The 14,709-nt window shown below is 34.5% G+C and carries 12 protein-coding genes; 11 read left to right on the top strand and 1 reads right to left on the bottom strand.

Annotated features, from left to right (window positions below; all coding sequences use genetic code 11):
* Positions 1-10: 10 nt before the first annotated feature.
* Positions 11-2,788 (bottom strand): O-antigen ligase family protein, encoded by a 2,778-nt coding sequence (locus ACN6KS_RS27875; protein ID WP_440960906.1) that lies wholly within the window; start codon positions 2,786-2,788, stop codon positions 11-13.
* 167 nt (positions 2,789-2,955) lie between these two features.
* Here ACN6KS_RS27875 and ACN6KS_RS27870 point away from each other — a divergent pair, with 167 nt between their 5' ends.
* From ACN6KS_RS27870 to ACN6KS_RS27820, 11 genes are read left to right on the top strand one after another with little or no spacing between them, the layout of a single operon-like run.
* Entirely contained in the window at positions 2,956-4,245 is a 1,290-nt protein-coding gene (locus ACN6KS_RS27870; RefSeq protein WP_440960905.1) for a glycosyltransferase, read from the top strand.
* 1 nt (position 4,246) lies between these two features.
* On the top strand, positions 4,247-5,323 hold the full coding sequence (locus tag ACN6KS_RS27865) for a mannose-1-phosphate guanylyltransferase (RefSeq protein ID WP_440960904.1): 1,077 nt from the start codon (positions 4,247-4,249) through the stop codon (positions 5,321-5,323).
* Positions 5,324-5,353: 30 nt separating this feature from the next.
* Positions 5,354-6,340 carry a GDP-mannose 4,6-dehydratase gene (gmd, locus tag ACN6KS_RS27860; protein ID WP_440960903.1) on the top strand — a complete coding sequence of 329 codons (987 nt, stop codon included), beginning with the start codon at positions 5,354-5,356 and terminating at the stop codon, positions 6,338-6,340.
* A complete protein-coding gene (locus tag ACN6KS_RS27855; RefSeq protein ID WP_440960902.1) occupies positions 6,337-7,278 on the top strand; it encodes a GDP-mannose 4,6-dehydratase in 942 nt (313 codons plus the stop codon). The genes gmd and ACN6KS_RS27855 overlap by 4 nt, the downstream gene beginning before the upstream one ends.
* A gap of 30 nt (positions 7,279-7,308) precedes the next feature.
* Positions 7,309-8,085: an ABC transporter permease gene (locus tag ACN6KS_RS27850; RefSeq protein WP_440960901.1), complete on the top strand. Its 777-nt coding sequence runs from the start codon at positions 7,309-7,311 to the stop codon at positions 8,083-8,085.
* Between the two features lies 1 nt (position 8,086).
* The gene (locus ACN6KS_RS27845) at positions 8,087-9,376 is read left to right on the top strand and encodes an ABC transporter ATP-binding protein (protein ID WP_440960900.1); all 1,290 of its coding nucleotides are present in this window, start codon (positions 8,087-8,089) and stop codon (positions 9,374-9,376) included.
* 14 nt (positions 9,377-9,390) lie between these two features.
* On the top strand, positions 9,391-10,638 hold the full coding sequence (locus ACN6KS_RS27840; protein ID WP_440960899.1) for an FkbM family methyltransferase: 1,248 nt from the start codon (positions 9,391-9,393) through the stop codon (positions 10,636-10,638).
* A gap of 41 nt (positions 10,639-10,679) precedes the next feature.
* Positions 10,680-11,129 (top strand): hypothetical protein, encoded by a 450-nt coding sequence (locus tag ACN6KS_RS27835; RefSeq protein ID WP_440960898.1) that lies wholly within the window; start codon positions 10,680-10,682, stop codon positions 11,127-11,129.
* Positions 11,122-12,312, top strand: coding sequence for a glycosyltransferase family 4 protein (locus tag ACN6KS_RS27830; RefSeq protein ID WP_440960897.1), 1,191 nt, complete (start codon positions 11,122-11,124; stop codon positions 12,310-12,312). Before ACN6KS_RS27835 ends, ACN6KS_RS27830 begins: the two co-directional genes overlap by 8 nt.
* Positions 12,313-12,318: 6 nt before the next feature.
* Positions 12,319-13,374, top strand: a complete 1,056-nt coding sequence (locus tag ACN6KS_RS27825; protein WP_440960896.1) for a glycosyltransferase family 4 protein — start codon at positions 12,319-12,321, stop codon at positions 13,372-13,374.
* 23 nt (positions 13,375-13,397) lie between these two features.
* Positions 13,398-14,567, top strand: a complete 1,170-nt coding sequence (locus ACN6KS_RS27820; protein WP_440960895.1) for a glycosyltransferase family 4 protein — start codon at positions 13,398-13,400, stop codon at positions 14,565-14,567.
* Positions 14,568-14,709 lie beyond the last annotated feature (142 nt).

Here is a 14,709-nt window from a genome sequence, read left to right as displayed (position 1 = left end):
TTCTTTTTAATTAGAATTCTGTAGCTGCAATTGCATCGATCTGTGCTGCTTCCGCAGGATCAGATGCGATCAGCTTATCGTAAATTGTCTGATCCTGATTATTCGATTTTTTCAATGCAGCAAGATACCAGCGAGCAATTTCGCGATTTGTCGCATTCGTATAATCGTCACTCAGGCCGTGCTTCAAAGTCTCTATAGCTGACTGCAACTGTCCTGACATTAATTGAATTCTACCCGAATTGAGAGCAATATTTGGTGTAAGAGTCAGTGATCGTCCCTTCTGTTCTTCTGTTGGAAGGGTCTGTAGATACTCAAGGTCACCAACCACTTGGTTATAAGCCTGTAAACCAATCTTGAGATTAAGTAGTTTACTAGCATCGTCTTTCCCGGCACGAGCCTGTTCCGTCAGCTCATAAGCACGACTAATGAGTGCTTCGTACCAATTCATATCCCAGAGCGTTCCGCTGTTGATGATATCGGAATAGTTCTCATTAAAACCAAGCTTCAAGGTTGCAGCAGCATCATTTGCTTGTCCAGATATTTGCTGCATTTTGGCGACATTTAGTGCGATCGTTGGTGTTACCGAGAATGGACGTCCTTGCAACTGTTCAGATGGAAGAGTTGCAAGGTGCTCTACACCAACAAGAACGTGTTCATAAGCTTCTAGCTCAGTTTTGAAAAACTCCTGTTTTTTAGCATCGTCTTTTTGTACAGAAGCTTGTTGACCTAATAAGAAAGAACGGCTAATCAAAGTATCGTACCATTCTATATCCCAGTTGAACTTATCTGCATTATCACGGTAAACACCGTAAGCGAGATCACTTTGGTCTTTCAAATCGTAGTAGTTCACCAATTGAGCTAAAAGAAATTTGTTGTATGGCTCATCTTTTAGTGCTCGAATTAATACGCTATAAGCTTCATTAAGAAATTGCTCATCTTGTGTTTGACTGAATACCATCTGATCCAGAGATGATAGAGAAATGGCCGATTCAGGATGACTTGGGCGGGATTTTAATGCCTCTATTAAAGGCTTCTTAATTTCTTCGTATGAATTACTTACCCTAATTAGATTTTTACCTTTTTGGGCGGCATTACTGGAGCCGATATAGCTAATAGATAGGAATAACAGGAATACAGTACCAATTGTAAGCACAGAGAAGTAACCAATACGTAGACCGGTTTTGTTCCATTTTTTTTGTAGCTTCTTGCTATCCATGACAACTGCCATACCAGCCAATCCAAGGAAGACGAGTATTCCCATAAAAGCATAACTCATATTGAAATCAAGCAGACTGTGTACAAGAATTGAAAGAGCAATGATTAGATAAAAGAAACCATTCTCAAAATCATTTTTATTCCGTTTCACATACCCGCGAATATATTTATAGAAAATATACAGAATGAAACCCATGAATACGACGAAACCAAGGATCCCAACCTCAATCAAGTATTGTAAAAAGAAGTTATGCACTTGACGGCTAACATAAGGGTTGTTCTGATAATGCTCATATAGTGAGGACCATCCACCACCACCAGCACCAAGCATCGGGTAGTCCTTAACTACCTTCATCGCATCTTTATAAAAAGTAATCCGTTCAAGAACACTATGTTGCTGGAAGTTAATGTTCTCAAGACGAGTTGCCATATTGCTAGGTAAGATATTTTTTGCGCTTGTACTAATTAGTAGGAAAGCTACAATTCCGACGAGTGCAACAGAACCAAGTGGAATCCACAGACCTGTTAATTTACGCGAGGACCAATTGCCGAGCTTCTCCTCTAGCCAAGGGGCTACAAACCTCTGAATGACCCAAGATACTACAGTTACAGCGATTGAAGCTCCAAGCAGATATCCCCAGCCTTTCAAGGCGCCGGAAGAAGTGAAATTCGTATTTAACTCTAAACCTAGGTTAGTCACTGGAGTCGTAATGAGCAACGAAGCAATACCAGCTACACCAAGATGTAGAATCCAGAGGATTTGCTGTGCAGGTTTCAGGAACAGCAGTAGTAATATAAATACGACAGGTAGCAATACTAGACCACCACGGGATAATGTTAATAAAATCGATAAAATGATGGGAACTAACATAAAGCTGTGTGTTAACGTTCCATACCATTTTTTAGAGCGAATAAGAGCGAATATAGCTACAAACAGAAAAGCCATCAAGAATGCTGCGTAAGTATTTGCATATTGAAAGATCGAAGTCAGACGAAGTCCGTTAGAGTCTGTCATAACAGCATCTAAATAAATACCATTTCTAACCGTGTTAGAAAACCATCCTACGAGGATTCCTGCTAGTTTGCTGCTACCTAGCCAATTCAGGAGTCCAAAACCAACTATGAAATAAGCAATTGCTAATATAGCGTTTTGAATGACAACATTTACTTGCTTTTGCTTCAAGAGATAAAAGGCTATAATGAAAACTGCAACATACATACTTTGAATGAACAACATATTCATCGCCATGTAATGCGAAACTGCGACAAACAATGATAGAGCATAAGTCAGAGGTAGTAATATTGAAGCTGAAGCTACTAAGTCCCTCTGTTCATCTAATTTGAACTTTTTGTAGTATAGGCCAAGGCAGACTAGTAGCAAAAGGACACATACTAGCGCAGACACATATATGGGCTTCTCGAAGTCTATCTGCTGTCCGTTAAATAATCCCACTTGAAATGGGGCCCAACATAAAAATAAAATAAAAGCAACAACCAAGGCCCATATCGGACTTGCTGTCTTTTCAACATTTCTCGACTGAGCGGCGTTTTTACCGTATACTGGTTTCGACACGTTATAATCTCCTTTTCCTGTAGGTACGACAATATTTTAGCATATTAGATAATCAATGAGCTACTTTAATCAGATTCTATGATGTTAATTACTATAAGTGAATTACATTATTTAGACAATGTACGGAGGAATCAATAAATGAAACGAAATGGGAAGATTAATTGATTATGACTAATGCTAAATCTTTTATTTACAAAAAACTTTATAAATTAGCTGTAAAATTAAAGCCTGTAGCCGTCAAATTGTTTTCTTTTGAAATTAGACAGAAGATAAAAAAAGGGCTACTTAAAACAGCCTTCCCAATCCATAAGAATGGCACATCGGAGAATAATAAAGGTGCATTAACGGGTGTGAATTTAGTTGGGTATTCTAGAGCGGAGATGGGTATAGGAGAGTCTTGCAGAATAGCTGCTAAAGGCCTGAATGCAGTAGAGATTCCATTTGGAATTATCAATTTTACAGGTACTAATTCTGCAAGCATGAATGATAATACCTGGGTACATAAGGAAATGGCAGACCCTGAGTATAATCTTAATTTGTTTCATATTAATGCTGAGCAAATGATTGAAATCTATGCGCATTACGGGAACTCTATTTTTAAAAATCGTTATAATATTGGATTCTGGCATTGGGAATTACCTGATTTCCCAGACGACTGGAAAGAAAGCTTTAATTTAGTAGATGAGATTTGGGCACCTTCTACGTTTGTAGTTGACTCTATTGCTATGAAAAGTCCGGTTCCTGTGGTTAAGATTCCTCATAGTATTGAAGTTAGTATTACTGATGTTAGGGATCGGACTTATTTTAATTTGCCTGAACAAACGTTTCTCTTTCTTTCTATGTATGATCTGAAAAGTTATCAGGCCAGAAAGAATCCGCAAGCTTCTATTATGGCATTTCAATTAGCTTTTTCACCTGATGATGATTCTGTTGGTTTGGTTATTAAGGTGAACAGTGTAGAGCGAGATTTGAAAGAGTTGAATGAATTACATGAGCTTATCGGAAATTATAAAAATATTTCCTTGATAGATAGAACTCTATCTAGAAATGATACCAATGCATTAATTTCTGTAATTGATAGTTACGTATCTCTTCATCGAAGCGAAGGCTTCGGTCTTGGATTAGCAGAGGCTATGTATCTAGGTAAACCGGTTATTGGGACAAACTGGTCATCTAATGTGGATTTTATGGACTATAACAATTCGTGCTTAGTGGATTATAGATTAGTGCAGCTAGATCATGATCATGGGCCTTATAAATCATATCAATATTGGGCCGATCCTGATGTGAAGCATGCGAGCCAATATATGCGTAAACTTAGTGACGATAAGAACTTTTATGAGAAAGTTTCGTCTAAAGGTGAGGAGCATATTAAAAAGAACTACTCTCCGCAAGCAATAGGCGAATTGATTAAAAAGAGGTTAGAATATATCTCTTTATGGAAATTTGGAGGATGAAATGACAATTACTTGTGTAATCATGGCGGGCGGAAAGGGAGAACGTTTCTGGCCTAAAAGCCGAACGAACCTTCCGAAACAATTTTTAAACATCTCAGGGAATAAATCGATGATTCAGCAGTCGATAGCTAGATTAGAAAAGTTGATTGATATCAGTCAAATTTTCATTGTTACCAATGAACTTTATGCTGAATTAATTAAAGCTCAAATACCACATTTGCCTCATGCGAATATTATTATTGAGCCAGTTGGGAGAAACACAGCACCTTGTATTGGGTTGGCATCCATTATTATTGAAGACAGATTTCCAGATAGCACTATGATAGTTATACCTTCAGATCATATTATTGAGAATGAAGAAGGGTTTGTACAAATCTTGAAAACTGCTGTTGAGGTAGCACAGGAAAATAGCAATCTTGTTACCCTTGGTATTCAACCTACGTATCCGGAGACCGGATATGGATATATTGAAAGCAGTGACCAATTCAAGGAAATCAATCAATTGAGTGTTCATAAAGTGAATAAATTTGTTGAGAAACCTGATTTGGAGACGGCTCAATCTTATCTCGAATCTGGTAATTTCTATTGGAATAGCGGTATTTTCGTTTGGAAAATCGAGACTATCAGAGGATACATTAAAGAACTCATGCCAGAGATGCATGATATATTAGAGACTATGAAAACAGTTTTTGATTCTGAAGACCGGGATGCAATTATTCGTTCTGAGTTTCTTAAGATGCCAGACCAGTCTATTGATTATGGAATTATGGAGAAAGTAAATAATATTTATGTTATTCCATGTGTGTTCGGATGGGATGATGTGGGCAGTTGGACTGCACTAGAAAGAATAAGCGATCTCGATGAGAATGGTAATGTTATTAAGGGCAACATATTAAATTTGGATACTAAACGTTGTATTATTGAGAGTAATGGAAAGTTAATTGCTACTCTTGGAGTTGAAGATTTAATAATAGTTGATACTGAAGATGTAACTTTAATTTGTACAAAAGATAAGGCACAAGAGGTTAAGCTACTGCTTAAAGAATTACGTATGCAGAAGCTTGAACAATATTTATAATTAATTAATATTAAAGGGGAATTTATTACAATGACTAAACACGCACTCATTACTGGTATTACAGGACAAGACGGTTCATATTTGGCAGAACTCTTACTTTCTAAAGGATATAAAGTATTTGGTTTACGCCGTAGAACAAGTGTGCCAATTCTTGAGAATATCGAACATTTGCAGAATGAAATAGAATTTATTGATGGAGATTTGCTTGATATGGGCTCTCTGATTAATGCAGTACGCATCTCTAACCCAGATGAAGTATATAACTTAGCGGCTCAATCGTTTGTAGCTACTTCTTGGATTCAACCGGTTGCTACAGGACAAGCAACAGGGATAGGTGTGACAAACATGCTTGAGGCTGTGCGTTTAGTAAAACCGGATGCTAGGTTCTATCAAGCTTCTAGTAGTGAAATGTTTGGTAAAGTAGTAGAAACTCCACAAAAAGAAACTACACCATTTTATCCTCGTAGTCCTTACGGGGTTGCTAAAGTATACGGTCACTGGATTACAGTAAACTATAGAGAAAGCTACAATATGTATGCTTGCTCCGGTATTTTGTTTAATCATGAATCTCCGCGCCGGGGAATTGAATTTGTTACTCGTAAAGTTACTGATGCGGTTGCAAGAATTAAGTTGGGACTGCAAAGCGAACTTCGTTTAGGTAATCTGGATGCAAAGAGAGACTGGGGTTTTGCTGGAGATTACGTGAGAGCTATGTGGTTGATGCTGCAACAGGATAAAGCAGATGATTTCGTGATTTCGACTGGCGAAACACATACTATTGAAGAATTGGTGGAAATCGCATTTAGCCATGTTGGGTTGAACTGGAGAGATTATGTTGTAATTGATCAGAAGTTTGTAAGACCAGCTGAAGTAGATCTGTTACTCGGTGACTGCACCAAGGCCAAAGAAAAATTGGGCTGGGAGCTTGAAGTAGGCTTTGAGCAGCTAGTGAAGATGATGGTGGATAGTGATCTGGAGAAAGTATCTAAATTTGCATCATCAGGTATAACAAAATGAAGAGAGCACTCATCACGGGGGCTAGTGGGTTTGTAGGACAATACTTGATTAGTAATCTATTGAATAATGGGTATGAAGTTTGGGGCGGAACTAGAAGTTCCTCCCCCTCCTTTATTAAAGGACTAAATGTAGTCCCTATTGATTTTTCGAATTATGAATCCGTTAAGAGTGCTTTACTCAATATAAGTCCAGATGTCATCTTTCATTTGTCTGGACAAAGTTCAGTGAAATACTCATGGGATCACGTGAGTGAAACCTTCTCTTCGAATGTAATGGAAACAATTATTTTATTGGATGCAGTTAAAAATAGTTCTCTAATTGGTAAGGTTAAATTAATTTCGATAGGTTCATCGGAAGAATATGGAGTAGGAGCTGATCTACCGATCAAAGAAACCTCTGATACTAATCCAATGAATCCATATGGTGTGTCGAAGCTTGCAATTGCAAAACTTGCAATGAACTATAGTGCATCTTACGGAATGAATATTATACATGCCAGACCTTTTAATCACATTGGTCCTGGACAGAAGCTAGGGTTTGTAACTAGTGATTTTGCAAAGCAAATTGTTGATATAGAGAACGAAAAAGGTGAACCGAAAATTCACGTGGGTGACTTAAGCAGTAAACGTGATTTCACCGATGTCAGAGATATTGTTGAAGCCTATCGGCTGCTATTTGAAAAAGGGGAGAGTACAGAAATATACAATATATGTTCTGGAATATGCACTTCTATTGAGCAAATTTTAACAACACTCGTATCTTTTTCTAATAAAAATATTGAAGTCATAGTTGACCCGGGAAAATTCAGACCTTCTAATGTTCATGAATATTATGGATCAAGTAAGAAATTGGAAAATTTGACGGGGTGGAAGCCGAAAATTTCTTTGGACGAGAGTCTACTTGATATTTATAATTACTGGCTAAATATGAGGGGATAATCACAAATATAGATTTAGGTGGATTGAGTAATGATAAATTCGTTTAAGGAAGTTTTTGCTTACAGACAAATGTTAGTAAGCGTTATTAGAAAGAATTTACGCTCGCGCTATAAAGGGTCTTTTCTTGGTTTTTTGTGGACTTTTGTCAATCCATTACTTCAACTATTGGTATATTCAATTGTATTCCCTTTGATTCTTAAGAATAATCAGGAAAACTACCCTATGTTTCTTTTTGTTGCTCTACTTCCGTGGATTTTTTTTACATCATCTATACAAGGATCGACAACCAGTATCGTGGGAGAGGCAAATTTAGTTAAGAAGATTTATTTTCCGAGAATAATCCTTCCTCTTTCTATTGTTGGTACAAATTTAATGAATTATGTTTTTGGATTAATTATTGTTTTTCCAGCACTATTAATTACGAATGTTTCATTAACACTTAATGTGTTATGGCTACCTGTAATTCTTTTGTTAGAATTTATACTTGCATTAGGATTTTCTCTTATTTTTTCAGCTTTGTATGTGAAATTTAGGGATTTAGAACATATTGTTAATATTTTAACAATGGTGTGGTTTTATGTAACTCCGATTGTTTTTGCTGTTGATATTTTTCCGAAGTCAGCTGCTGATTTAGTTGCATTTAATCCCATGGTTCCAGTGATAGGAGCTTTTCGTAATGTGTTGTTATATGGAAAATCTCCAGAGTGGGGACCATTGGCCTATGCTGGGGTTTTTGGGATCGTAATATTGATTGTTGGGATCGCTGTATTCCAAAAATGTGAAAAGTCATTTGCGGAGGAATTATAATATGGAAGAATCGGTTGTTATATCCATTGAAAATGTAAACAAGGCGTTTAAGATCTACCATGATAAACCCCTTACATTAAAAGAGAAAATATTGAAATTACGAAGTAATGACTATAGTGATTTTTTTGCTGTTAAAGAGGTTAGCCTAGATATAAAAAAAGGTGAAACGGTTGCTTTAATTGGTCATAATGGTTGTGGGAAAAGTACGCTGTTAAAATTGATTACCAAAATACTATATCCTGATAGCGGTAAAATAACAGTAGATGGACGGATTTCTAGTTTGATAGAATTAGGTGCTGGTTTCCATCCGGACTTTACTGGTCGAGAAAATATTTATACTAATGCTGCTATCTTTGGGCTATCTAGAAAAGAAATAGAGGGAAAACTAGGGGACATAATCAGTTTTTCAGAACTCGGAGATTTTATTGATAATCCCGTGAGAACTTATTCGTCTGGAATGTATATGCGTCTAGCTTTTTCTGTTGCGATTAACGTAGATCCAGAAATATTACTCATAGATGAAATTCTGTCAGTTGGTGATGAGAATTTCCAAAAAAAGTGCTTTGATAAAATTGATAGTTTTAAAAAAAATGGTGCTACTATCGTAATTGTGACTCATGATTTAGGTACGGTTGAAAAAATTTGCGATAGAGTTATTTGGCTAGATAAGGGTCAAATAATTGAGCAAGGGCAGCCCGATAAGATTATTAATCTCTATCAACAACATATGAACGAGAAGTTTGTTGAACAAAGACAAACTGAATTTGATAGCAATGAAGATATTAAAAAGGAACAAGATATTACGAAGAAAATAGAAACAAATGAGAATGAATCTGTACCTCAATTCAGCGAAGATGTAAGATGGGGCTCTAAAGAAGTTGAAATTATTGATGCTAGAATTATCAATCATAGTGGAGAAGCAACAAATGTTATCATGGGAGGGAAACCATTCACTATTGAGATTGATTATATAGTTAACAGTCCACAAAAAAAGTATATTTTTGGTATGGGCTTTTATAATTCGGATAATGTTTTGATTTATGGGAACAACACAGAGATAGATAAAATTAAACTAGAGAATATTAATCCAACTGGTACAGTTGAATTTATTAATGATAAATGTAATTTATTATCGGGGAGATATAAATTAAATGTTGCAGTTGTGGATGGTAGTCATAGAGCGCTAGATTTTATAAAGTACTATATGGATTTCACCGTTGTTTCTAGCGACAGATCGGTGGGAGTCTTCTCTGTAGATCACAAATGGTTGATTAACAAAACGAATACGTAAGGGGGAGAATTGATTTGAATGAACAAAGTGATTCTGTAAATGAACCACAAGATCCTTATGCGTTAAATAATGTGACTGATAAGAAAATCGTTGAAATTGAAAGTTATATTAATAAAATGCTAATAACAAGAGATAATAATCCAGATATACATTGGAGATTACAATCGAAAGTTAGAAATCCATTTAAAAATATACTTAAAAAAGTTGTTAGTAGACTATTTAAATGGTATACGGATCCATTAGCCTTTCAACAAATTGAGTTTAACAATGCTGTTACACCGGCGATTGGTAAAAGCACTGAATTGTTAAATGAGCTCCTAAATATCACTAAAAACTTAAATGGTAAAATCCAGAGTACTCAATCTGAGTATGAGGAGTTATCTTTGCGACTTCAAATACAGCAGGAACAGTATGATAAGATGATAGCTTCTTATAATGAGCAATTAGATAATATCAATAAAAGGTATAAATACTATGATGAACTAATTCTTCAGAACGAAAAAGAGAAACAGCTTATTTCAAACGAGGTTAGTGGTTTTGCAGATAGATTAAATAAGTTGGATGAACTTAAAATCCTAGAGAACACTGAGACTTATTACATGAACTCATACTCACAAGCTGGTGAAGATAACATTTTAGATTATGTTATACGCGTTCTAGGGATTCCATACAGTCAGGTTACTTATATCGATTTAGGTGCTAATCACCCGAAAAACCTAAGCAATACTTATTTCTTCTATAGTCAAGGTTCTAAGGGAGTTATAGTAGAAGCGAACCCTAATTTGATACCAGAACTTAAATTTTTTAGAAACAGAGATGTTGTTTTGAATAATTGTGTAGATACAATAACGGGGAATGAAGTTGAGTTTTACATTATGAACGTAGATGGGTTAAGTACTACTAATTATGAATCAACAATTGATATGTGTGAGATAAATCCAGCACTAAAGGTCATCGATAAAAAGGTTATAAGTTCTATCTCTTTCAATGATATCGCAGAAAATTATTTGGGTAAAGCTCCAACTATTTTATCGATTGATTTAGAAGGAAAAGATATAGAAATATTACATTCCATAGATTACGTAAAATACAGACCACTCATGATTGTTATTGAAATGATTGATTACGATATAAAACTTGCCTATGACACTAAAAATATGGAAATTAAGTCTTTTATTGAAACAAGAGGTTATGAAGAATATGCATATACAGGTATAAACTCGATTTTCATTGATAAAGAATATCTTGATAGTAAAACTTAAAATTCAATATAATGGAAAAATGTATAGAGGGAGTTATAATAATGGAAATTGAAATCGATGATGAAAATGTTAATGTTAAAGAAATAATGAAACAGATTAGAGAAAATATAAATAAAAGAGAATATCCCAATGATTTAACAATTACATTAAATGAGATCAATAATGAACAAGCAATTAATATCTCGTTATTAGAGGAATATCAATTAGTGCTAAATAGAACGTGGAATAATTCAGCGGTTACTCCTATTATATCTAACAGAAAAATTGTTGGAGGGTTAATAGTTTTTGTGAAAAAAGTAATAAGAAAAGTTCTTGGATGGTATATTAACCCGATTGTTGAAAGACAAACGGAATTTAATGCGAATGTAGTGAAAACTTATAATGAATTGATATCGCAAATAAAGAATATGGAACTCCAAAAAATGAATTCCACTATAATTGATAAAACACAAAATAATGATAGCGTGGAAAAGAAGGGGAAACATGAATAAGATAGCATTTGTTATCCCTTGGTATGCTATTGACATACCTGGTGGCTCAGAAGCAGCATGTAGAAATATTGCAGAGAGATTGGCTGCTAAAGGCGTAAAAGTGGAGATACTAACCACCTGTGTTAAACAGTTTAGTAGTGATTGGAATGAAAACTTTTATAAACCAGGCATGGAACTAATAAATGGGGTTGTAGTTAGAAGGTTTAAGGTGAAAAAAAGAAATACTCAAAAATTCGATGAAGTTAATTACAAGTTAATGAATAATATATCTATTACTATAGAAGAAGAAGAGACATTTTTGGAGAACATGGTCAATAGCTTAGAGCTCGAAAAGTATCTTGATGATAATAAGGAACTCTACTCAGGTTTCATATTTATTCCATACATGTTTGGTACAACATATTTTGGTGCACAGAGAGTTCTAGAGAAGGCTGTTCTTATCCCAGCATTTCATGATGAAAGTTATGCTTATTTTGAAAATTTCAGAAAAGTATATAGTAAGGTAAAGGGTTTCTCCTTTTTTTCATCAGCAGAGGCGGAATGGGCAAATAAACAATTTCCAATAGAGAATATTAAACAGAGAGTTTTGGGATTGGGTATAAGCCGTTTCGAATCTTCCCCTAAAAGATTCAAGGAAAAATATAATATTAAAAACCCATTCATACTATACGCAGGACGAAAAGACCACGGTAAAAATGTCCATATTCTATTAAACTATTTTTCGAAATTTAGAAATGAAAAAAAGTTTGAAGTGGATCTTATATTAATCGGTGGTGGACAAATAGACATTCCTGAAGATATTAAAAGCAATGTAATTGATTTAGGTTTTATACCGGAACAAGATAAGTATGATGCATATGGAGCATCAGAACTTCTATGTAATCCTTCACCCAATGAAAGCTTTTCAATAGTTATTATGGAAAGTTGGTACAGCGGTAGACCTATTCTAGTTTTTGAAGAATGTGCTGTAACTAAGAACTTTTGTATTGAATCTAATGGTGGATTATATTATGGAAATTATCGAGAATTCGAGGCTTGTTTAGAACTTATGCTATCAAATCCTGATTTAAGTAATAAAATGGGCAATAACGGAAAGTTGTATGTTCAGAAAAATTTTGATTGGGATTTTGTTATAGATGAATATATTGATTTCTTAAAAACATGTTTTCAGGAGCAGGAGTAAAAATTAATGATCAATCAAATACTTCCTACACTTAGTTATGGAGATGCAGTAAGCAATTCGGCTGTTAATATAATGAAAATATTGAGGGACATGGGGATTGAATCGAATATTTATGCACAGAACATACATCCGAAAATGGAGAGGTATGCCAAAAAAGCGTCTTTGTGTCCAAAAGATCAAACGATAATTTATCATCTTTCCACAGGTAGCGATTTGGCATATGAAATCCCAAGTTTTAAAAAAAAGAAAATATTGGTGTATCATAACGTAACTCCTGCTCACTTCTTTGTTGGATACAGTGGTGTGTTGAAGAAACTGTGTGAAGAAGGAAGAGAACAACTGGCCTTTCTATCTAATTACATTGATTTGGCAATCGCGGATTCGGAGTTTAATCGTTTAGAACTTGAAGTGCTTAACTATAAAAATACATTTACTAGCTCTATTATTATCAATTATGAAGATTATACTACGAAATCGGATTTTAAAAAGTTTCCCATAGATAAAAAAGATGAAAATATAAATATTTTATTTGTAGGGAGAATCGCTCCAAATAAAAAACAAGAGGATATTATAAAATCATTCTATTATTATCGTAATTATATTAATAAAAGTTCTAAATTGTCATTGGTAGGATCTTATGAAGGTATGGATAGATATTATAGAGAACTACAAAAATTAGTTCAGCATTTAAAGTTAGAAGACTCTGTGAATATCACAGGACACATTCCATTTAATGACATACTTAATTATTATAATCATTCTGACTTGTTCTTGTGTATGAGTGAGCATGAGGGTTTTTGTGTTCCGATTATTGAGGCTATGTATTTTGATCTCCCTATTGTTGCGTATAAAAGTACTGCAGTTACAGAGACACTGGGAAATGGTGGAATAGTAACGTTAGAAAAAAATCATAAGGAAATAGCAGAACTAATGAACGTTATACTAAAAGACGAAGAATTGAAATCTAAAATCCATCATAATCAAAGAAATCAACTGCAGAAATATTCGAAAACGAGTGCGGAAGATCAATTTAAAAATATATTGAAACAATTTATTATTTGACGAAAAGTTATCGTGGGGGGCTTATGAAAAAAATAGCTATTGTAATACAGAGATATGGACTTGAAGTTAACGGTGGGTCTGAATTGAGTTGCCGCTTAATTGCGGAGAAACTAAGCCAGTTTTACGACGTGGAAATTATAACTACCAAAGCAATAGATTATGTTACCTGGGAGAATTATTACGAACATGATATAGATTCTATAAATAATATTACTATTCGAAGATTTAAAACTGACTTTCCTAGAGATAATAAAATATTCAATAAAATTAATGAAGGTATCTTCACAAAAAAAAACAGAAATGTATACGATGAATTAGAATGGATGAAAGCTCAAGGCCCGGCATCGTTTGATCTCATTGAGTATATCCAAAATAATCATGGTCAATATCATAAGATCATTTTTTTTACGTATCTTTATTTCACAACTTTTTTTGGCCTTCCCCAGGCTGCGGAAAAAGCTATTCTTGTCCCTACAGCTCATGATGAGCCTTATATTTATTTTTCTATGTTCAAGCCATTATTTCACCTTCCTCAATCTATTGTTTTTCTCACAGAGGAGGAAAAACAATTTGTTCATAAAACCTTTAAGAATCAATATATCAATAATGTTGTTGCCGGGGTAGGAGTAGATGTCCCTGAAAAAGAAATAAATATTCAAGCATTTAAAGATAAATTTAAGGTGAATGAGGATTTTATTTTGTATGTTGGTAGAATTGATGAATCCAAGGGATGTAAAGAGTTATTTGACTATTATCTAAAATATAAAAAAATAGAACCCAATGTCCCGAAATTAGTATTGATTGGCAAATCGGTCATTGATATTCCTAAGGATCCCGATATTATCCCGCTGGGTTTTGTCTCTGATGAAGAAAAGTTTGCTGCAATGAAGATAGCAAAAATTCTAGTGATGCCGTCTAAGTTCGAGAGCCTATCAATGGTTGTACTTGAGAGTCTATACTATGAAACACCAGTACTAGTTAACGGACAATGTGATGTTTTAGTAGGACATTGTGATCGTGGTAATGCAGGGTTGTATTATACCGATTATAACGAATTTGAATATTGTCTAAATGTTATGTTAAAGAATGATGACTTAAGAGGCAAGATGGGTACCGGTGGGAAAGAATATGTTATTAAGTATTTTGATTGGAAGGTAATAGTGGGGGAATTCATCACATGTATTGAACGATAAGAACTTTTTTCTATAAATGAGTCTAGACGATATAGCCAATGAGTAATTCGTGAGAATAATTATCCTTTATTTTCTATATTAACTGATTGTAATTTAATCTAATTCTCATTGTGGTGCTTTTTTGTAGATAATTATAGAGGGA

The sequence above is a fragment of the Paenibacillus nitricinens genome, from assembly GCF_052056485.1.
Taxonomy (GTDB): Bacteria; Bacillota; Bacilli; order Paenibacillales; family Paenibacillaceae; genus Paenibacillus_AQ; species Paenibacillus_AQ nitricinens.
Note: the sequence above shows the minus strand (reverse complement) of the source record. Positions and strands in the feature narration are given on the sequence as shown.